Source organism: Effusibacillus dendaii (genome assembly GCF_015097055.1).
GTDB lineage: Bacteria > Bacillota > Bacilli > Tumebacillales > Effusibacillaceae > Effusibacillus > Effusibacillus dendaii.
In genome coordinates this window covers 2,338,893-2,358,439 of record NZ_AP023366.1, presented here as the reverse complement: position 1 = coordinate 2,358,439, position 19,547 = coordinate 2,338,893, and the positions used below count along the sequence as shown (strand labels likewise).

General features: G+C 45.3%; 23 protein-coding genes and 1 pseudogene. 5 read left to right on the top strand and 19 right to left on the bottom strand.

Going from position 1 to position 19,547, the window contains the following annotated elements; translation table 11 throughout:
• Positions 1-101: 101 nt before the first annotated feature.
• The 19 genes and pseudogenes from skT53_RS12740 to rpmH form a co-directional block, all read right to left on the bottom strand.
• On the bottom strand, positions 102-245 hold the full coding sequence (locus tag skT53_RS12740) for a hypothetical protein (protein WP_200757520.1): 144 nt from the start codon (positions 243-245) through the stop codon (positions 102-104).
• 60 nt (positions 246-305) lie between these two features.
• Positions 306-539, bottom strand: a complete 234-nt coding sequence (locus skT53_RS12735; protein ID WP_200757518.1) for a hypothetical protein — start codon at positions 537-539, stop codon at positions 306-308.
• 137 nt (positions 540-676) lie between these two features.
• Positions 677-1,843, bottom strand: coding sequence for an RNA-guided endonuclease InsQ/TnpB family protein (locus skT53_RS12730; RefSeq protein WP_226375207.1), 1,167 nt, complete (start codon positions 1,841-1,843; stop codon positions 677-679).
• Positions 1,827-2,456, bottom strand: coding sequence for an IS607 family transposase (locus skT53_RS12725; protein ID WP_200757516.1), 630 nt, complete (start codon positions 2,454-2,456; stop codon positions 1,827-1,829). The genes skT53_RS12730 and skT53_RS12725 overlap by 17 nt, the downstream gene beginning before the upstream one ends.
• Positions 2,457-2,497: 41 nt before the next feature.
• Positions 2,498-2,650: pseudogene (locus tag skT53_RS12720) on the bottom strand (IS91 family transposase); the annotation flags it as partial.
• A 120-nt stretch (positions 2,651-2,770) separates the two neighbouring features.
• The gene (locus skT53_RS12715; RefSeq protein WP_200757512.1) at positions 2,771-3,283 is read right to left on the bottom strand and encodes a DUF4446 family protein; all 513 of its coding nucleotides are present in this window, start codon (positions 3,281-3,283) and stop codon (positions 2,771-2,773) included.
• Between the two features lie 84 nt (positions 3,284-3,367).
• Entirely contained in the window at positions 3,368-4,057 is a 690-nt protein-coding gene (locus skT53_RS12710) for a DUF554 domain-containing protein (protein WP_200757510.1), read from the bottom strand.
• Between the two features lie 13 nt (positions 4,058-4,070).
• On the bottom strand, positions 4,071-5,210 hold the full coding sequence (locus skT53_RS12705) for an aminotransferase class V-fold PLP-dependent enzyme (protein WP_200757508.1): 1,140 nt from the start codon (positions 5,208-5,210) through the stop codon (positions 4,071-4,073).
• Between the two features lie 398 nt (positions 5,211-5,608).
• Positions 5,609-6,445 carry a ParB/RepB/Spo0J family partition protein gene (locus skT53_RS12700; RefSeq protein ID WP_200757506.1) on the bottom strand — a complete coding sequence of 279 codons (837 nt, stop codon included), beginning with the start codon at positions 6,443-6,445 and terminating at the stop codon, positions 5,609-5,611.
• Positions 6,445-7,200, bottom strand: coding sequence for a ParA family protein (locus skT53_RS12695; RefSeq protein ID WP_200757504.1), 756 nt, complete (start codon positions 7,198-7,200; stop codon positions 6,445-6,447). Before skT53_RS12695 ends, skT53_RS12700 begins: the two co-directional genes overlap by 1 nt.
• Positions 7,201-7,364: 164 nt before the next feature.
• A complete protein-coding gene (noc, locus tag skT53_RS12690; protein WP_200757502.1) occupies positions 7,365-8,198 on the bottom strand; it encodes a nucleoid occlusion protein in 834 nt (277 codons plus the stop codon).
• 77 nt (positions 8,199-8,275) lie between these two features.
• Positions 8,276-9,004, bottom strand: a complete 729-nt coding sequence (gene rsmG, locus skT53_RS12685; protein WP_404828862.1) for a 16S rRNA (guanine(527)-N(7))-methyltransferase RsmG — start codon at positions 9,002-9,004, stop codon at positions 8,276-8,278.
• Positions 9,001-10,890, bottom strand: coding sequence for a tRNA uridine-5-carboxymethylaminomethyl(34) synthesis enzyme MnmG (gene mnmG, locus skT53_RS12680; protein WP_200757497.1), 1,890 nt, complete (start codon positions 10,888-10,890; stop codon positions 9,001-9,003). The genes rsmG and mnmG overlap by 4 nt, the downstream gene beginning before the upstream one ends.
• A 21-nt stretch (positions 10,891-10,911) precedes the next feature.
• Positions 10,912-12,291, bottom strand: coding sequence for a tRNA uridine-5-carboxymethylaminomethyl(34) synthesis GTPase MnmE (mnmE, locus tag skT53_RS12675; RefSeq protein ID WP_200757495.1), 1,380 nt, complete (start codon positions 12,289-12,291; stop codon positions 10,912-10,914).
• A 104-nt stretch (positions 12,292-12,395) separates the two neighbouring features.
• Entirely contained in the window at positions 12,396-13,097 is a 702-nt protein-coding gene (jag, locus tag skT53_RS12670; RefSeq protein WP_200757493.1) for an RNA-binding cell elongation regulator Jag/EloR, read from the bottom strand.
• Positions 13,094-13,831: a YidC/Oxa1 family membrane protein insertase gene (locus skT53_RS12665; RefSeq protein WP_226375206.1), complete on the bottom strand. Its 738-nt coding sequence runs from the start codon at positions 13,829-13,831 to the stop codon at positions 13,094-13,096. Before skT53_RS12665 ends, jag begins: the two co-directional genes overlap by 4 nt.
• Positions 13,832-13,843: 12 nt before the next feature.
• Positions 13,844-14,077: a membrane protein insertion efficiency factor YidD gene (yidD, locus tag skT53_RS12660; protein ID WP_200757491.1), complete on the bottom strand. Its 234-nt coding sequence runs from the start codon at positions 14,075-14,077 to the stop codon at positions 13,844-13,846.
• Complete coding sequence (gene rnpA / locus skT53_RS12655) at positions 14,074-14,412, bottom strand: ribonuclease P protein component (protein WP_200757489.1); 339 nt, start codon at positions 14,410-14,412, stop codon at positions 14,074-14,076. Before rnpA ends, yidD begins: the two co-directional genes overlap by 4 nt.
• A gap of 74 nt (positions 14,413-14,486) precedes the next feature.
• Complete coding sequence (rpmH, locus tag skT53_RS12650) at positions 14,487-14,621, bottom strand: 50S ribosomal protein L34 (RefSeq protein ID WP_200757487.1); 135 nt, start codon at positions 14,619-14,621, stop codon at positions 14,487-14,489.
• Between the two features lie 544 nt (positions 14,622-15,165).
• Here rpmH and dnaA point away from each other — a divergent pair.
• The 5 genes from dnaA (at position 15,166) to remB (ending at position 19,499) form a co-directional block, all read left to right on the top strand.
• The gene (gene dnaA, locus skT53_RS12645) at positions 15,166-16,521 is read left to right on the top strand and encodes a chromosomal replication initiator protein DnaA (protein WP_200757485.1); all 1,356 of its coding nucleotides are present in this window, start codon (positions 15,166-15,168) and stop codon (positions 16,519-16,521) included.
• A gap of 189 nt (positions 16,522-16,710) precedes the next feature.
• The gene (gene dnaN, locus skT53_RS12640; RefSeq protein ID WP_200757483.1) at positions 16,711-17,847 is read left to right on the top strand and encodes a DNA polymerase III subunit beta; all 1,137 of its coding nucleotides are present in this window, start codon (positions 16,711-16,713) and stop codon (positions 17,845-17,847) included.
• A 48-nt stretch (positions 17,848-17,895) separates the two neighbouring features.
• Positions 17,896-18,114 (top strand): S4 domain-containing protein YaaA, encoded by a 219-nt coding sequence (gene yaaA, locus skT53_RS12635; RefSeq protein WP_200757481.1) that lies wholly within the window; start codon positions 17,896-17,898, stop codon positions 18,112-18,114.
• A 1-nt stretch (position 18,115) separates the two neighbouring features.
• Entirely contained in the window at positions 18,116-19,228 is a 1,113-nt protein-coding gene (gene recF / locus skT53_RS12630; RefSeq protein ID WP_200757479.1) for a DNA replication/repair protein RecF, read from the top strand.
• 13 nt (positions 19,229-19,241) lie between these two features.
• Positions 19,242-19,499 carry an extracellular matrix regulator RemB gene (gene remB, locus skT53_RS12625; RefSeq protein ID WP_200757477.1) on the top strand — a complete coding sequence of 86 codons (258 nt, stop codon included), beginning with the start codon at positions 19,242-19,244 and terminating at the stop codon, positions 19,497-19,499.
• Positions 19,500-19,547 lie beyond the last annotated feature (48 nt).

Sequence of the window (19,547 nt, the reverse complement as noted above, 5' to 3'; positions counted from 1 at the left end):
TTTCCTCCAATCTCTTTCTCGCCGTCTCACAAACGGCATACTTCACCTTTAACCTTCCGTCTTGAATACACACTTCTCCCTTATACTCTAAATACTCTTGTTTAGATTTTGGGCATGCCAACGGATCGGCCCCCCAACTCAAGAACATTTTCTCTCTCCACCGAACCGTTACCCGCTTCTCCCTCGCTAGCTTCTGCAATCACGTTTTCGTCCGTTCCCACCACGCCTCGATCCGTTCCATCCACATTTTTTCGAACGCCTTGGGCGCATGCACATAAAACCCATCCGGATTTTCTCGATAGGCCTCATTCAGTAACTTTCGGTATTTCTTTCTCTCTCTTGGGTTCAAAGGTATGCAGTCCCATCACAATTCCAATGGTCACCTTGTAACGATCCAAAAACCAATCTTGCAGAAGTTTGGCTGCTTCATCCATGAATGCTTTTAGCATCTCTCTTTTGAGACAAAACAAGGACCACAGTCGCTCATCCATGGTGAATACAACATGGCGCTGGGGAACCGTAGGCAACTCCTGCTCCATCACCTTGCTCCACTCTTCCGTTTCCCCGTTGGAGTACGTCGTACAAAAGCGCCCTTACACCGGTACGGCACAAATTTCATATGTCCGCACCCTTCACAGGCAAACAGCTTGAACCGTTCCTCCAAACTTACTCAAATCTACACATAGGTAGCTTTGACGTTGAATTCCTGCTTCGTTGAGGCTGCCCCTGTGTTAGCAGGTCTTACGCTCTCTCCACAGGCTGTCGCCGTGGAACTCACGGCCAATTTCATCAGATTCCTTGCAGCATTCAAGTCTCGATCATGATGGGTTCCGCACTCAGGGCATGTCCACTCGCGTATCGACAGTGGCATGTCCTCTTCCTTTGTGCCACAATCTGAGCATGCCTTGCTCGATGCAAACCACCTGTCTGCGACAATCACCCGTCCGCCTCGCATCGCCGTCTTATACTCCAACTGCCTGCGAAATTCATGAAAACCCATGTCGCCAACCGCTCGCGCCAAGCGATGATTCGTCATCATACCTTTGACGTTTAGGTCCTCGATCACGATCACGCCATATTGGCTCGCCAGGTTGGTCGTCAGCTTGTGCAACTCATCATGGCGAATGTTGGCGATCCGCACGTGGAGCTTCGCTAATTTCTGTTTCGCCTTCGCTCTGTTCTTTGAACCTTTTTGCTTACGCGATAGAGAGCGGGACAGACGGCGCAACCGTTTCAAAAGAGTCTTATGCGGCTTCGCGCCTGTCACCATCGTCCCGTCCGACAAGGTGGCAAGACGATTGATTCCCAAATCCACACCGACGATGGCTTGGCTTTCGCTCATCGGCGGTACGTCTTCGGTGTCTACCGTAATACTGACAAACCACTTGCCCGCCTTACGCGAAATGGTGGCGGACATGATTTTGCCGGAAAACCTCAACGCTTCCCGCATCCGTACCCAACCAAGATTCGGGATGCGGATTCGCTTGCCACTGACCGCAAACTGATCGTTGGTCAACGTAAAACTGTCATGGACGCCTTTCTTTTTGAATGTGGGATACTTCGCGCGACCAGAAAAAAAGTTCTTGAACGCCTGCCCCAAATGGATGATTGCCATTTGCGGGGCGTTTTTCGTCACTTCGAGCATCCACGGAAACTGATCTCTTTTAATCAAGTTCAGTTGACGGCGAAGTGACGCTTCTGTCGGCTTTTCACCTGCTTCATACTGTCGCTTCCATTCTGCCAAGCCCCAATTGAAGGCAAAGCGAGCCACACCACACGCTTTTGCGAAGTAGGTGGACTGCTTGTTATTCGGTTGAAGCGCAATCTTATGGCTTCTCAGCATCCTCAACCACCCGCTTCATCCCTTCTATGAGCTTCTGGTTCTTGCGTGAACGCGAACCGTAGAGCCGTGCAGAAAACACCGTGATAATCTCCAAAACATCCTTGGCAAGATCTTCTTCAAACGTAGTGTCTTCGCCCTGGTTGAGAATCACCACTTCCACCTCTTTCGCCTCACAAATGGCGAAGACCAGCTCCGCACCAAAACGAAGGAGGCGATCTTTGTGTGTGATGACCAGTCTGCCTACTTCGTCCTGCAAGATGGCGTGTAAGAGGCGTTTCAAACCTTTTTTGTGGTAGTTCATTCCCGATCCAAGGTCAGAAACCACTTCAAACGTCCACCCTTGCGAAGCGCAGTACATTTCAAGGACTTGTTTCTGTCGCTCCAAATCCTCTTTCTGATCGTGGCTTGATACTCTGGCATAGGCCACGGTTGTTCTGTCGCTGCGCTGAAGCCGGAACAATTCAGGCCGCAGTTTCACAAGATCGTATCGCCGATGGCCGCCGGGGGTAATTTCATCCGGTTGCAAACGGCCTTCTTTTTCCCATCGCCGGAGTGTTGTAATCGATACTCCCAACACCTTTGAAGCTTCGCCTATCGTTACTAATCTGTACATATTGATAGTATACAGTCAGTTTTAGGCAGAATCAATGTTTACAGTTCAAGCCCTCCATGCATGGTTCCGCAAATACGAAACTTTTCCACTTCCGTGATTACTTGTGGACGAATTCGTTTCCCATGTGTGGCAGCAAACCGTTCCCCATGTCGATGTTCGTCAAAGAATATTCGTTTCAACTCGTTCGTCTCCACTTGAATATCCATACTCTTTACTTCAACAAAGAAAGGGAAATCCCTTGAATCACAAGAGACTTCCCCTCAGGAAATTTTATACATTCTTACAGTTTCAAAAAAAGCGCCGCTTGGCGCTTTTTATTTGTTTCTCTCCAGGTTTTGAACGGCCCGTTGTACCGCTTCTTTTTCTTCGTCTGTCATTTTATAGGAAGAATCCCCATTCTCAATCGGCTTAGCGAAAATCCTGGAATCTTCTCTGCCAAACAAACTTGTTAGCACAAAACCGTTTTTTTCTCGATTTAACAGTGCGATTGAAAAACTCAAATCGCTTCCCACATCGTTAAATGCGTTATATCGTACGATTCCCACCGGCCCTAAACTTTTTTCAATATCTTTCTGCACTTGTGAATGTTCCCCTTGAACTGTCTCAACTTTCGTTTGCAATTCCTTCAACTTCTCCATTTGTTTAAAAATCAATTCCTCTAGGTTGGATTTATCAACACCCCGCATCAACTGGCGATATCTTTTGTGAAGTTGGTTGAGTCGAACCGTGTTTATAATAAAGAAAAAAAGTGCTAGCACCAAGAGACCAACTAATACGAGTACAATTGTTTCAAGATTATCCAAAATCAATTGCCGGTAATCCAACATTTCGGAATGACTCCTTCCCAGTATAACATCGCGAACAACGATATTTTATCATATTATGCTGTGCTGCTTCTATGGTCCCCGGACCTATCTATACATGAACCATTTGATTGCTCCTGCAACAAAAATAGCAGGCAGCAGATTTCCTACGTTAATTTTTTTGATATCCAGTATCTGAATCGCTATGCCCATAATCAGTACTCCACCAGTTGCTGACATCATCGTAACGACTGGATCCGATAAAACGGTTTTTACCCATTCCGCCGATATCGCAATAATCCCTTGATAAACGAAAACTGGAATCGCTGCAAGCAGTACCCCCACACCCATCGTAGATGTAAATATGATTGAAGACAGCCCATCCAGTACGGATTTTGTATACAAGATCGAATGATTTTGGTTTAAACCGCTTTCCAACGCACCTACAACAGCCATTGCACCCACGCAATAAAGAAGTGAAGCAAAGACAAATGATTCTGCTACTTTTCCTCCGCCAAGACGAGTCATTTTGCGCTCGGCAAACTTACCGATCTGCTCCAACTTTCCTTCAATATCAATCCACTCGCCCAGCAAAGCACCGACCACCAAGGATATTATCACCCAAAACAGATCATTACCTGCCTCAAACGCCATCTTTGCTCCTATTACAAAAACAGCCAGTCCCATCCCCTGCAAGATGGTCTGTTTCATCCGCTCCGGAATCCGTCGAAAAACCATTCCTAAAAATGATCCCACGATAATAGCGGCAACATTGACTAAGGTTCCCAAAAGCGCCATTCTTTACTTCCTTTCAGTTGATGATATCTTTTAATGCATGGACCAACTCTTTTACATCCTCCTCCGAATTGAAATATCCAAAACTTACACGCACCAACCCCCCCTGCTCACTCGTTCCCAGACTGTCATGGGCTAATGGTGAACAGTGCAACCCGGCCCGGACTGCAATCTGATAATGTGCATCAAGAATAAACCCGATCTCGTTCGCATCAAATCCTTCCACAGCAAACGAAACGATCGGACATTGAAATTCGTTTTTCTCCCATCCATACACTGCGATCGAGGGAATCGCAGCCAATTCATCCACCAAATAATTGGCCAACTGTTGTTCATGTTGTTGAATTTGTTGCAACCCTGTCTGCTCAATAAAATTGACACCTGCGCCCAATCCGGCAATTCCCACCGTGTTACGGGTGCCGCTCTCAAAACGTTCCGGCCGAATTGGGGGTTGATCAATTAACTCTGAATAGCCGCCTGTTCCACCATGCAATAAAGGAACGAGATCCAATTCAGGATGAACATAAAGTCCTCCTGTTCCCTGTGGCCCGTATAAACTTTTATGACCGGTAAAGGCAAGCAGGTCAATCTTCATCGAATCCACATCAATCGAACAAAATCCTGCCGTTTGCGAAGCGTCTACCAGCAGTCTGATTCCATGCCTGCTGGTTATTTCACCAATCATCTCGATTGGCAGAATCGTACCTGTCACATTAGAGGCGTGTGTCACAGCAACCAATTTGGTATTCTCACGAAACGATTGTTCCAAAAGATCAGCATGCAAGTCTTTCCCTGTATGGATGTTTAGATATGTAACTTCAACGCCTTTTGCCTTGAGAAATTCAAGCGGTCGTCGAATCGAATTGTGTTCCAAGCTTGTCGTAAGAACATGGTCTCCCGGTTTAAGAAACCCCTTCAGTGCAAGGTTTGTTGATTCGGTCGCATTTTGTGTAAACACAATATCGTTCGGATTCTTAACATGAAACAACTTTGCAATTCGCGCTCTCGTTTCGAAAATTTTTTCTGCTGCTTTCGCTGCCAGTTGATGTCCGCTGCGCCCGGGATTGGCTGCATAATTCAGCAGCACTTCTTCCATTGATTTTACTACCTGTGGCGGTTTTGGCCATGATGATGCCGCGTTGTCTAAATAGATCATTTTTTATCCCCCACTGATCCACTGATTCAAAATATATAAATTTCCTAACAGGTAATGAAAAAGGCTTCTACCGAAGCATATTCAACGATGAAGCGGCGCCTATTAAAGGAACCCTTTTTCGACAGCCGAAAGTATAAAAATGGTGATGTAATATCACATTTTATACTTTCTAAGCTGTTGAAAAATCCGCTTTCGCCAAGCCTCTGGCCAAAGTTACACCCACCGAAGTGACAAGTACTTTCACTCACCAGTATTATGTTACGCTAGGGCACCGAAGGTGCCTAGTCGTGCCTTGCGGTTGGGACCCATGCACTTATACAATTGTACACTTCTACGTTATACTTTCCAATTGTGCAAGATAGAACGGAGAGGTTTTCCCTCTCCGCTTTTTATACCTTCTATTCACCTATCAAGTTTAGGATGCGTTCCAAATCTTCCAGCGAGAAATAATCGATTTCAATTTTTCCCCGTTTTTTGCCAGGATGAATTTTGACTGATGTTCCTAGACTGCTTCGAAACTTTTCTTCATACTGTTTAATCACTTTATTTTCTTCCGGTTTCTTCTTTTTTGTTTCACGTGAAACATTCTGCGTTAGTTGATTCACCATCTGCTCTACAACACGAACACTTAAATCTTGATCGACAATTTTTTTAGCGAGAGCAATCTTCTGCTCGTTGCTTTCCAATCCAAGCACGGCTCTTGCATGGCCCATCGAGATTGTTCCACGTGAAACATGATCACGAATTACCGGTGGGAGATTAAGCAAGCGGAGGAAATTAGCCACATGCGATCGGCTTTGTCCAACCTTTTTAGCCAACTCTTCCTGAGTCAGCTCAAATTTCTCCATAATATTATGATACGCTTCGGCTACTTCCATCGGATTTAAATCTTCACGCTGCAGATTTTCAATGAGAGCAATTTCAGTCATTTGCCTGTCATCAAACTCTTTTACAACAACAGGGACTTCTGTCAGCCCCGCCAGATTCGCAGCGCGCCATCTGCGTTCCCCAGCCACAATCTCATATCCGCGAAAGCTCTTCCGAACAATGATAGGTTGTATAATGCCGTGTTGTTTGATCGATTCCGTTAACTCATTCAATTTTTCCTGGTTAAACTCTTTGCGCGGTTGATACGGGTTAGGCCTTAAATCATCAATACTCGCCTGCACAATCGTATCATCTGCGCCAATCTGCGGCAGCAACGCTTCCAGTCCTTTGCCTAGACGTTTAGACATCAACCCGCCACTTCCTTTGCCAAGTCCATGTAAACTTCTGCGCCGCGTGAACGAGGATCATAAGAAATAATCGGTTGTCCATGACTGGGCGCTTCACTAAGCCGAACATTGCGGGGAATAATCGTCTGGTACACCTTTTCACGAAAATATTTCTTAACATCTTCAATAACCTGAATGCCCAGATTGGTTCTTGCGTCCAACATAGTTAAGACAACACCTTCAATTTCCAATTTGGTGTTGAGATGTTTCTGCACAAGACGAATCGTATTAAGTAATTGACTTAAGCCTTCCAGAGCATAATATTCACATTGTATGGGTATCAAAACAGAATCTGCTGCGGTCAACGCATTTATTGTCAAAAGACCGAGAGATGGGGGGCAATCAATGATAATGTAATCGTATTTGCTTTTCAGTGGCTGCAGTGCTTTCCGAAGACGCACTTCACGGGAGATGGTCGGAACCAGTTCAATCTCAGCCCCTGCAAGTTGAATCGTTGCAGGTATGATATGAAGACTTTCTATTTCGGTGGAGCGGATCGCTTCTTGCGCACTTACATCATTTATTAATACATCGTAGATGCAATTTTCTACATCTGCTTTGTTGACCCCAACCCCACTTGTCGTATTTCCTTGCGGGTCGATGTCAATCAAAAGAGCGCGTTTACCCAAAGCGGCTAGGCATGCACCGAGGTTTACGGCAGTCGTTGTTTTCCCAACTCCGCCTTTTTGATTTGCTACTGCGATTATTCTCGCCAAGAAGCTTCACCTCGTTAGACTATGATTCTCGTAAATTTTATTTTACAAGATAGAATACAAAAAAGAAACCGCCGCAGGTAAACGACATTCGAATTTTTAAACCTACCCGGCAATCAATCCCTAAAAACAGATGGAACAACAGCCGTAAAATTTAATCAGAAAACTTATTTTGGCACGCGGATCACAATTTGATAGTAATCAGCATGATCATGTTCTTCCGTTTCCAATGAAATTCCTGTTTTTCGAATCATATCCATCGATTGCCGAATCGTATTCAGGGCCAATCGGACATCTTTTGAAAAAGAAACTTTGCGCGCTTTCTTTTTCGGATTTTCCATTTCAAGCAGCTTTTCAATCCGAAGTTCTGTCTGCTTCACGTTCCACTGTTTATCAATCACTTCGGCCAGTACTTTTAGCTGTAATTCAGCAGTGGGAAGCGACAACATCGCTCTTGCGTGACGTTCTGTAATTTGCCTGGTGAGAAGCGCTTGATGTACTTCTTCCGGCAAATTCAGCAAACGAAGTTTGTTAGCAACAGTTGACTGTGCTTTGCCAAGACGTTGTGCCAGGCTTTCCTGCGTAAGCCCGTGCAGCTCCTGCAGCTTTTGATAGGCGTAAGCTTCTTCAATAGCCGACAAGCCCTCACGTTGCAGATTTTCAATCAACGCCACAGAGGCTGCCTGAACATCACTTAGCTCTCTAACAATCGCCGGTATCTGGTTAAGACCCAATTTTTTGGCAGCACGCCAACGACGCTCGCCTGCAATCAGTTCATATCCCGAACCGTTGCGGCGAACGACAATGGGTTGAATCAAACCATGTGTCCGGATCGTCTGACTTAATTCGTCAATTCTTTCATCATCAAAAACGGACCGTGGCTGATAGCGATTCGGTTGAATAGAATCGATCGGCAGCTGCTTCACTTCTTCCGACCCTGCTCCGCTCAGCTCCTTATCCGCAATGCCAAAAATCCTCGATAATTGATCTTTCATCGCCATTCCCCCACAGGATATTTCCCGAGAAAACTTTCTATGTTTGCAGGTAATTATTCGCGGTACCAATCTAAAGTTCCTTCTTATACAATTGGTTTTTTCGCGGGTGTTCCCGCTTTGCGGGGATATGCTTTCGGTGTTGGACGGATCTTTTTAATCGCAATGATAGTGCGTTTACCCTCGATTTGAGAGATGTCGAATGTGCGAATACTGTGCAGTTTCCCCCCCAACGTCTCCAACGCTTTTGCTGATTCCTGCAATTCCGCTTCCCCGTCCGGGCCTTTCATCGCAAAGAAATATCCCCCCGTCTTGACGAACGGCAAACAAAACTCCAACAACACCGGTAACCGGGCAAGCGCACGAGCCGTAACCTGGTGGAACGATTCACGCCATTTTGGATCCCTTCCATAATCCTCCGCCCGGCCGTGGACGGCGGAAAAATTCGGGAGATGCAGCTCTTTGAACAACTCCTGCAAAAAAGAAATCCGCTTCTGCAGCGAATCCAGCACTGTGACTTTTAAATCCGGGCATAAAATCTGTAGAGGCACCGACGGAAAGCCTGCCCCCGCCCCCACATCCAGCAGATCGGCAGAACGGTCAAATTCCGGTACTGTCAACAAAGTCACCGAATCATAAAAGTGTTTCCAATACACAGCAGATTGCTCTGTAATGGCGGTCAGATTGATTCGTTCATTCCATTCCACCAACAGTTCGTAATAACGTGCAAAGCGGGCAAGGTCCCCCTTACCCACTTCTATACCGATCTCAGATTGAATTTCTTTCGCAAATTGGTCAAATAACAGTTGGCTCATGCGCCGGCGCTCCTTTTAATCTTACTTTCCAGCCAGACCAGCAAAATCGAAATATCCGCCGGATTTACACCCGAAATACGTGATGCTTGACCAATTGAACGAGGTCGTATTTTAGCCAACTTTTCTTTTGCCTCAGAAGACAAACCCTGCACCTCATGATAGTCGATATGATCCGGAATCAGCCGCGCTTCCAGCTTCTTTTGCCGTTCAATCTGCTGTGTTTGCTTCTCAATATACCCTGCGTATTTAATCTGGATTTCAACCTGCTCCGCTACTTCCGGATGCACGGTTTGCGGAGCTGGCGCAATTTCCTGGATCGATTTGTAATCGATCTCCGGCCGCTTTAACAGCTGGTCCAATGTGACAGCTTGATCTTTATCGAGCGGATGGGTCTCTTTTTGAATCAAAAACAGGTTGATCTCATCCGCTTTAAACCGGATCGATTTCAAACGGCTTATCTCGTTTTGGATTCCCTCTTTCTTTCTCAGGAATCGTTCAAACCGTCGATCGGACACCAACCCTATGCGGTGACCGATCTCCATCAAACGCAAATCAGCATTGTCGTTGCGCAGAATCAAACGGTATTCAGCCCTGGAGGTTAACAGCCGATAAGGTTCGTTTGTTCCTTTCGTAACCAAATCATCGATCATGACGCCAATGTATGCGTCCGCCCGTCCCAAAATCACAGGCTCACGATCAAGGGCGCCCAAAGCCGCATTAATTCCCGCCATAATCCCCTGTCCTGCCGCTTCTTCATATCCGGACGTACCGTTAATTTGTCCGGCTGTATACAACCCACTGATCGCTTTTGATTCAAGCGTAAGCTTCAATTGCGTTGGCAAAATCGCATCATACTCGATCGCATAACCGGGCCGCATCATTTCCACATTCTCCAGCCCGGGAATCGTTCGAAGCATCTGAAACTGTACATCTTCCGGCAAGGAGGTAGAGAACCCCTGAACGTACCATTCTGCCGTTTTCTTTCCTTCCGGTTCCAAGAAAATCTGATGGGCAGGTCGATCCGCAAACCGAACCACCTTATCTTCGATAGAAGGACAATAGCGGGGGCCCGTTCCTTTAATATCGCCGGAATACATCGGTGCCCGGTGAAGATTTTCCATAATGATCGAATGAGTGGATTCATTTGTATAGGTCAACCAACACGGGACCTGTTCACGCGGCGCCACATCATCCGAAAAAGAAAAATGCAGCGGTTCCGGATCACCCGGCTGTACGACACATTTATCAAAGTTGATCGAGTTTTTGTTAATGCGCGGCGGGGTTCCCGTCTTAAAGCGGGTTAATTCAAAACCCAAATCCAGTAAAGAATCGGTTAATTTCAAGGAGGGCATTTGACCGTTCGGACCACTTTGATAAGAAACATCGCCAATAATGACGCGGCCTCTTAAATAAGTCCCAGTCGTCAACACAACAGCCTGCGCATGATACTCCGCGCCTGTACGGGTTACAACGCCCTTGATACGTCCGTTTTCAACCAACAACTCTTCCACCATCGCCTGGCGCAATGTCAGATTGGGAGTATGTTCAATTGTTTCTTTCATGGTCAAACTATACAGCGCTTTGTCCGCTTGCGCACGCAATGCGTGTACAGCAGGCCCTTTCCCTGTGTTCAAAAGCCGCATCTGAATATACGTTTTGTCAATATTCGCTGCCATTTCCCCGCCAAGGGCATCAATTTCACGAACCACATTCCCTTTTGCCGGACCGCCAACCGACGGATTGCAGGGCATATAAGCCACCGTATCCAGACTGATATTTAGCAAAAGCGTTTTACATCCTATCCGCGCGGCTGCCAATGCGGCCTCACATCCGGCATGACCGGCACCAATTACAATTACCTGATACTCTCCAGCAAAATACCTCATCACAGACACCCCCGTTCCTGATTACTTACCCAAACAGAATTGGGAAAAAATCTGGTCCAACAGATCTTCCCCCGCCGTTTCCCCAATAATCTCGCCTAAAGTTTCCCACGCTTCCCGAATATCAACCGCTACAAGATCGAGTGTCATCCCGGCCTCCGCCGATTCAATTGCATCCTTAAGCTGACGGTCCGCTTTTTCCAACAGCGAAATATGACGGACATTCGATACATAAGCAGCCTCTTTTCCCTCAATCGAACCGCTCAAAAACAAACTTTCCACTTGCTGTTCAAGCTTTTCCAAACCACTCGTTTCTTTGACAGACATCTCAACAAATATTCCGGAAGAAGCGATGTGCCGGATTTCATCAAGATTCATTCGTCGAGGCAAATCCAATTTGTTCAATATAATAACGGTTGGTTTATTCGCCGTATAGGTCAGCAATTCGCGGTCTGTGTCATCAAGCGGACGGCTGGCGTCCAACATGAAAAGAATGAGATCCGCCTCTTCTAAAGCGCCTCGGCTTCGTTCCACGCCGATTCGTTCCACCACATCTTCTGTCTCCCGAATACCGGCCGTATCGATGATCTGGATCGGGATGCCCCGGATGCTGATCTGTTCTTCCAAAATATCACGCGTGGTTCCCGGGATATCCGTAACAATCGCCCGATCTGTACGGGACAGCAAATTTAAAAGTGACGATTTCCCCACGTTCGGTTTTCCAATAATCACAGTGCGAATTCCTTCCCGGTAAATCCGCCCGGTTCGTGACCCCTGCAAAAGAGACCGGATCTCGTTTCGCATCTCGTTGCCCTGTCGGATAATTTGCCGAATCGCAACATCTTCTACATCATGTTCAGGATAATCGATTGTGACTTCTATATGTGCCATCAATTCAATCATGGTTTGCCGCAAAGAGGCAATCTTTTTGCGTAAAAACCCCTCCACCTGGCGAAAGGCAATTTTCATGGAAGAATCCGTTTTTGAACGGATCAGATCAATGATGGCTTCCGCTTGTGACAAATCAATCCGTCCGTTTAGAAAAGCCCGCTTTGTAAACTCGCCAGGTTCAGCCAATCGAGCACCGGCCCCGAGTACAAGCTGGAGAACCCGTTGAATTACAATGATACCGCCGTGACAACTGATTTCAACCACATCTTCTCTTGTAAAACTCCTTGGTGATCTCATCAGGGAAACCAATACTTCGTCCACCTTTTCACCCGTTTCGGGGACGGTAATATAACCATAATGAAGCGTATGAGAGGCAGCATCCGCCAGTTTTTGTCTGGAGTGAAAAACGGTATCGGCTACTTTGATCGCGTCAGGACCGCTAATTCGAATAACACCAATGCTGCCTTCCCCCAACGCTGTTGCAATTGCTGCTATCGTATCAAACTCTAGCATAGGAATCCCCCAAGAGAATCAACTGACTTTCAAAAAGACAGCTTTTATTTTATCATAATCATTTCCCATTCAGAAAAAAAACCGTCATCTTAGACGGTTGCGGACTACTTTGGAAAAATTGTCACTTTGCGATTCGGTTCCTCACCGACGCTGCGAGTGCCAACCTGTTTATATCCCTGCAGATAGGTATGAATGACTTTTCGTTCATGCGCAGGCATCGGTTCCAATTCAATTTCTTTCCGCTCCCGAATCACCTGCTTTGCCAGGCGGTCCGCCAAACGTTCAAGTGTTTCCTTACGTCGTTGTCTGTATCCTTCTGCATCCAATATAATTCGCAAAAAAGATTTCGAATGTTTATTTGCCACCAAATTGACCAGATACTGCACAGCATCCAATGTCTGACCGCGTTTCCCAATCAGGATGCCGAGTTGTCCTCCTTCAATTTCAAAAAGGTAAAACCCGTCTTTATCCTGACGAACCGTAATTTGCGCATTCAAATTCATGGAACGGACCAGATCATTCAAAAATTGTTCGGCTCTTTCAACCGCCACAGATACATCAACGATTTGATCATCCGGCAACGGGTCAAACACTTCCGGTTTTAAGTCGGCCGTTTCGATTGCCTGCTCAGCTTCTTTAACAACTGCCTCAATCTCCGCTTCACGGGATCCGATCAAGCCAAACAGACCACGCGAGGGTTTCGTCAGAACACGAACATCAATCTGATCTTCAGAAACCCCCAACTTGTCAAGAGCGACCTGAATCGCTTCTTCCACTGTCTTACCGGTGGTCACAACTCGTTTCATTTATTGGCGCCCCCCTGTTTGGCTGCCGCTTGCGGTCGTTTCAAGAAATAGTACTGAATAATGGTCAAAATGTTGCCGAACGCCCAATAAAGCGCGAGAGCAGCCGGAAAAGAAAAACTGAAGAAGAAAATCATGGCCGGCATAATATACATCATCATCTTTTGCTGCGGGTTATTTATATCCATCATTGTCATTCGGGTCTGAATGAATGTGGTAAGCGCAGCCAGCACAGGTAAAATAAAAGTATGATCCGGCTGTCCCAATGGAACTAAACCGAGAAACCTCGCATTCTGAATATCATGGTTATACATGATTGCCTGATAAAGACCAATCAAAATAGGCATTTGCACCAAAATCGGCAGACAACCCGATAGCGGATTTGTTCCTTTCGACTGGAACAACTTCATCATTTCTTGATTCATTCGCTGCGGATCATCTTTATACTTTTCACGAATTTTCGTCATTTCAGGCTGCATTTCCTGCATAACCTTTGAGTGTTTCAACTGCTTGTACACCAATGGAAAAATAATAATTCGTACAATCAATGTAACGACCAAAATCGAAAGGCCATAATCGCCTAGCAGGTGACCGAAATAATCGAGGGCGTCTGAAATCAAACCGACAAACTTCCCCCATATATTTGAACGATTTAATTCACCCATGGGCCTGGCGCCACACCCCGCCGTAACTAAAGCCACTAACATTAAAAGCGAAAAATTGCGAAGTTTTTTCAAAAAAGTCCCCTCCTAGTTCGAACCCCTGCGTTTGCGTTCCGGCACCAAATCGATTCCACCAGGATGCCATGGAGCACACTTTCCTATCCGGATCAACGTCAACCATCCCCCTCGCAACAAACCGTGCTTCTCGATCGCCTCAACGGCATATTCGGAACAAGTTGGGTAAAAACGGCAAGAAGGAGGTTTTAAAGGAGAAATCCATTTGCGATAAAATTGAATCAACAAAATAGGCAAGCGTTTCATTTTCTTATGTATCCCGCTTTGTGCAATAAGTGTGCGAGGTGGCAACAAAAATCGGTGAAATCCAAATCGACTGCAGGCTGTCTGGCAATAATCACAAAATCGACTGACAAAAAGGAATCGATGCCTGACGTTCGAAAAGCCTCCCTGACATATCGTTTGACCTTATTTCGAACCACGGCAATACCTATCTTTTTTGACACCGAAATACCCACCCGGTAATGTTCCAATTGGTTAGGAGCATGATATAAAACCAGGTACCGGTTCGCAACTGACTTGCCTTGTTGAAAAACGCGGCTAAAATCGCGATTATCTTTCAGTCTATGGATTTTATTCATAATTACCTCTCAGTATGACAAAAAAACCGAGCTTTTAAACAGTTAAAAAAAGACCACAAACGAAATTTGTGGCCTTATGCGGACAATACCTTTCTTCCTTTACGGCGACGAGCAGCCAATACTTTACGGCCGTTTTTCGTGCTCATACGTTTACGGAAACCGTGAACTTTCTTACGCTTGCGAACGTTCGGTTGAAACGTCGGTCTCATCTTGACACCCCCTATAGCAAAAAACCATATCTCTCACGAAACAAATGATTTTCCGTCATCCACATACTAGGTAATTATAGACATGTCCAAAGCCAAATGTCAAGGTTATACACATGTGAGTAAATTCCAGATGCCCTCCCCTGAATATCCACAAATTTCGACAATTTTTTCAACCATCTATCCACAATCCACAGGCCTGCGGACATTCTGTTTGGAACAATGTCCGTTCTGTGGGTAACTTTTAAAAAATCATTGCAGTTCTACGACAAATTTTGTTATCATGAATTTACAATTGCAGTGGATAACCTGCTTTTATACACAAACTTGTCCACACCTTGTGGATAATCTTGTGAATACTTATCCTCTAGGTGGATTGAAAGAATTCACATATCCTCATTGGAGCCGTGTTTCTGAGTTATACCGCGTAATTTCAACAAATTTCCTATCAGTTTTATCCACAAACATTGATTTGTAATTGTGGCTTTTTTTTTCTTGTCGAGTAACTCTGGGACAATCGTCTTGGCTAGGAGGTAGGAATTGTTTTATGGATTGGCATGCGGAAGATCTTTGGCAAAAAACGCTTTCCCTCTTGGAACACACGCTTTCCCAGCCGAGTATTGAAACTTGGTTTAAAGTGATTAAACCGGTTTCCATTGAAGGGAATACGTTGGTTGCCTCGGTCCCGAACGACTTTTCAAGAGATTGGTTGGAATCAAGGTATTTGAACATCATTAATGAAACTCTAACTTCAATTGCTTTGACCAATATGCGGGTTAAGTTTGTGATTCCGCAAATTGCGCCAGAACAATTTATTTCCAAAGAACAGCCTCTCGCAAAAGAAACAGTACGTCGACCGGATCTGTCGGAAGAATTTGTTCCCTCGGCCCTTAATCCGAAATACAAGTTTGAAACATTTGTCATCGGGTCGGGTAACCGGTTTGCCCACGCAGCCGCACTGGCAGTGGCGGAAGCTCCCTCCAGGGCATATAATCCTTTTTTTATTTATGGGGGAGTCGGTCTAGGAAAAACCCACTTGATGCATGCCATCGGCCACTATGTATCGGAACATAACCCGGCGATGAAAGTTCTCTACATTTCTTCTGAAAAGTTTACAAATGAGTTTATTAACGCGATTCAATACAATCGTACGGAGGATTTTCGCAATAAATACAGGAACATCGATGTTTTGTTGATAGATGATATTCAGTTCCTGGCGGGAAAAGAACAGACACAGGAAGAATTTTTCCATACGTTTAACACCTTGCATGAAGAGAGCAAGCAAATCATCATATCAAGCGACAGACCGCCGAAAGATATCCCCACCTTGGAGGATCGGCTCCGTTCCCGATTCGAATGGGGACTGATTACAGATATTCAACCCCCTGATCTGGAAACGCGCGTCGCGATCTTACGAAAGAAAGCCAAAGCGGATGGTTTAAGCATACCGAATGATGTAATTATGTATATTGCCAACAAGATCGATACAAACATCCGCGAACTGGAAGGCGCCTTGATCCGTGTTGTGGCTTATTCCTCGCTGATTAACCAGGACTTGAACGCAAACCTGGCGCAAGAAGCGTTGAAAGATATCATTTCCGATTCACGGCCGAAAATGATTACGATCAGCGACATCCAAAGAGTTGTCGGAGAACATTTTGACCTTCGTATTGATGATTTTAAAGCCAAAAAAAGAACGAAGGCAGTTGCCTTTCCCAGACAGATTGCCATGTATTTGGCAAGAGAATTGACCGATTTTTCACTTCCCAAAATCGGCGATGAATTTGGCGGCCGGGATCACACAACCGTGATTCACGCACATGATAAAATCGCTAAGGAGTTGGAAAACAACTATTCGCTAAGACAAACGGTGGAATCGCTGCGTGAGAAAATCAAAGTATAAAGGGAAGTTATCAACATACTTTCAACATCGACAAAATTAGACAAAATAAGAATCCACAGAGTTTATCCACAAATCCACAGACCTTATTACTACTATGAATAATTTACTTAGAAATTAATATGATTATGAACGGCGCAAAAGTTTTATGACAGCACATGAGGAAACAAGTGTGATTAAGGAGGACATAAAGTGAAGCTGTTAATTGAACGAGGTATACTTCTTTCTGCAATCCAAAACGTACAACGATCAGTTTCTACAAAAACGACAATTCCTGTCTTATCCGGCATTAAAATAACCGCAACCCATGAAGGGCTGCAAATGACAGCCACCGATCTGGAAACGGGAATTGAAACACACATCCCAACCCACATAGAAGATCAAGAACATGTACAAATTATGGAAGAAGGTTCTATCGTTCTAACAGCTCGCTACTTGTTCGAAATCGTTCGTAAACTTCCACATTCGCAAGTGGAATTGGAAGTGAAACAAAATTATTTGACAATTATCCGTTCCGGTTCTTCTGAGTTTAATCTGCATGGATTGCATGCAGAAGAATTTCCCCGCTTGCCGCAAGTATCGGGAGATCAAATATTCAGCACATCTTCTCTTGTGCTGAAAGAAATGATTCGGCAAACGGTGCCGGCTGTGTCTACCGAAGAAATCAGACCTGTACTGACAGGCGTTGTCGCGTCTATGCAGCAGGGAGAATTGCGTTTTGTGGCAACAGATAGCCATCGTTTGGCGCAAAGAAACGCAAGGGTAGAAGCGTCTGCCGATCTTGCATTCGACAATGTGATCATTCCCGGCAAAAGCTTATCCGAATTAAGCAGACTTTTGCCTGATCAGGACAGTCTGGTTGATGTGGTTATAGCAGACAACCAGATTTTATTCCGGTTTGGTCAGACTAAATTTTATTCCCGGTTGATAGACGGGCAGTATCCTGACACGTCACGGATCATTCCCGCCTCATTCAAGACCCACGTGCACGTTGCGACCAAGTCTCTTCTTGATGCGGTGGAACGGGCAGCGTTGATTGCGAGAGATAACGACAACAACGTGGTGCGTTTGAATATAAAAGCGGACCAGTTTGAAATTTCCTCCAATTCGGCTGATGTGGGAAAAGTGACGGAAAACATTGCAGCGGACGATTTTTCTGGTGAGGACCTGTTGATTGCCTGCAACGCCAAGTATTTGATCGATGCATTGCGAGTCATCGAAAGCGATAAAATCCTGATTGAATTTACGGGAGCGATGAGTCCGTTCTTGATCAAGCTGCCAGACAATCCGGATTATATCCATCTGATTTTACCGATTCGGATTTATTAAATTGTATGTGGAATTGCTGTCTGATTCTTTTGAAGGAGGCCATCTGTATTGAGGCAAGTGAGCATCTATTCGGATGAAATCACATTAGGGCAATTATTGAAACATGCCGATATTATCGGTTCCGGTGGGGAAGTGAAAGCTTTCCTGCAGGAAACGAAAATTCTGGTGAATGGGCAACCGGAAAACAGGCGCGGGCGAAAACTTCGGGAAGGCGATATTGTCGAGGTGGAGGGAAACGGACGATTGGTCCTGACCCGCAGTCACTAAGATGATTTTGCAGAGTCTTGAAGCTGTGAATTTCCGGAATTATGCTCATCTGTCCTTGACACTTTCTCCCTATATTACGATTCTGGTTGGTCAAAATGCACAGGGGAAAACAAATATTCTGGAAAGTATTCTGATGCTTTCGCTGGCCAAATCGCACCGGGCGGGTCGTGATTCCGAAATGATCCGCTGGGGGGAAGAATTTGCTTCCGTTACGGGTCAGGTAGTACGGCAGCAAAGAACGTATGAATTGAACCTGAAAATCTTAAATCGCGGTAAAAAGGTTCGTGTCAATCAAATTGAAAAACGGAGAATCAGCGATTTTATCGGTCATTTGAATGTGGTTTTATTTGCACCTGAAGATCTTCAACTCGTAAAGGGCGCTCCACAAACCCGCAGGAAATTTTTGGATGTTGAACTCGGGCAAATTAACCCACAGTACTTACATAACCTGGTTCAGTATCAACGGGTTTTGCAGCAGCGAAACAATCTTTTGAAAGACGCAGAATCGCTTGACTCCCGGTTGTCAGAAATGCTTTCCGTATGGGATGATCAGTTGGTCGAATACGGCAGCCGGATAGTGACAAAACGGGTCGAGTTTGTCCATAAATTACAAATGCATGCGGCGGAGATCCATCGCCAGATCACCTCCGAAAAAGAGTCGTTGGAATTGTCCTACCAGTGCGTTTTGCTGGAAAATGGACGCTCGCTTGAAGCAGTGAAGGAATATTTTCGACAACAACTGGTTGCCAGGCGAAAGGAAGATTTCCGGAGAGGCATTACTTCGACAGGCCCTCATCGGGATGATATCGAAGTTCAAATTGACAGCAAAAATGTTCAGGTTTACGGTTCACAAGGGCAACAGCGAACGGCCGCCCTGTCAATGAAGCTGGCAGAAATCGAACTGATTCGGCAAGAGGTGGGGGAATACCCGGTACTGCTGTTAGATGACGTATTGTCTGAATTGGATGAAATGAGGCAGCTGCATCTTTTGGAAAGTATGGGGCAAAAAGTACAAACTTTAATTACCACCACAATGACATACGGGTTAGATGAGATGATGCGGGAAAAAGCGGTCGTATACAGGGTTTCGCAAGGAACGATTGAGAAAATGTAAAGGGGGCAGCCGGATGTTTATTCATTTGGGTGGCGACGTAATGGTGCCAAGTCGGGAAGTGATTGCCATTTTTGAAACCAAAACGAAAGATTTGGCAGAAAGTACAAAAGAATTTTTAAACGTTGCCGAAGAAGAGGGTTTTGTAATTGTGATCGATGAAAATGAAAGCAAATCATTCGTCGTGACAGATAAAAATGTGTATTTTTCTCCCATTTCTTCCCTAACATTGAAAAAAAGAGCAGGGTTTGTGGCGGAACTTGACGAAAAATAAACTAGGCGGTCAGGATATGGAATCCTGTTTTGAGGGGTCAGGATGTTG

Coding starts and splice junctions, on each gene's coding strand:
- skT53_RS12735 (WP_200757518.1), bottom strand. CDS start 539: ATGGAGCAGGAGTTGCCTACGGTTCCCCAGCGCCATGTTGTATTCACC.
- skT53_RS12730 (WP_226375207.1), bottom strand. CDS start 1,843: ATGCTGAGAAGCCATAAGATTGCGCTTCAACCGAATAACAAGCAGTCC.
- skT53_RS12725 (WP_200757516.1), bottom strand. CDS start 2,456: ATGTACAGATTAGTAACGATAGGCGAAGCTTCAAAGGTGTTGGGAGTA.
- skT53_RS12715 (WP_200757512.1), bottom strand. CDS start 3,283: ATGTTGGATTACCGGCAATTGATTTTGGATAATCTTGAAACAATTGTA.
- skT53_RS12710 (WP_200757510.1), bottom strand. CDS start 4,057: ATGGCGCTTTTGGGAACCTTAGTCAATGTTGCCGCTATTATCGTGGGA.
- skT53_RS12705 (WP_200757508.1), bottom strand. CDS start 5,210: ATGATCTATTTAGACAACGCGGCATCATCATGGCCAAAACCGCCACAG.
- skT53_RS12700 (WP_200757506.1), bottom strand. CDS start 6,445: ATGTCTAAACGTCTAGGCAAAGGACTGGAAGCGTTGCTGCCGCAGATT.
- noc (WP_200757502.1), bottom strand. CDS start 8,198: ATGGCGATGAAAGATCAATTATCGAGGATTTTTGGCATTGCGGATAAG.
- rsmG (WP_404828862.1), bottom strand. CDS start 9,004: ATGAGCCAACTGTTATTTGACCAATTTGCGAAAGAAATTCAATCTGAG.
- mnmG (WP_200757497.1), bottom strand. CDS start 10,890: ATGAGGTATTTTGCTGGAGAGTATCAGGTAATTGTAATTGGTGCCGGT.
- mnmE (WP_200757495.1), bottom strand. CDS start 12,291: ATGCTAGAGTTTGATACGATAGCAGCAATTGCAACAGCGTTGGGGGAA.
- jag (WP_200757493.1), bottom strand. CDS start 13,097: ATGAAACGAGTTGTGACCACCGGTAAGACAGTGGAAGAAGCGATTCAG.
- yidD (WP_200757491.1), bottom strand. CDS start 14,077: ATGAAACGCTTGCCTATTTTGTTGATTCAATTTTATCGCAAATGGATT.
- rnpA (WP_200757489.1), bottom strand. CDS start 14,412: ATGAATAAAATCCATAGACTGAAAGATAATCGCGATTTTAGCCGCGTT.
- rpmH (WP_200757487.1), bottom strand. CDS start 14,621: ATGAGACCGACGTTTCAACCGAACGTTCGCAAGCGTAAGAAAGTTCAC.
- dnaA (WP_200757485.1), top strand. CDS start 15,166: ATGGATTGGCATGCGGAAGATCTTTGGCAAAAAACGCTTTCCCTCTTG.
- recF (WP_200757479.1), top strand. CDS start 18,116: ATGATTTTGCAGAGTCTTGAAGCTGTGAATTTCCGGAATTATGCTCAT.
- remB (WP_200757477.1), top strand. CDS start 19,242: ATGTTTATTCATTTGGGTGGCGACGTAATGGTGCCAAGTCGGGAAGTG.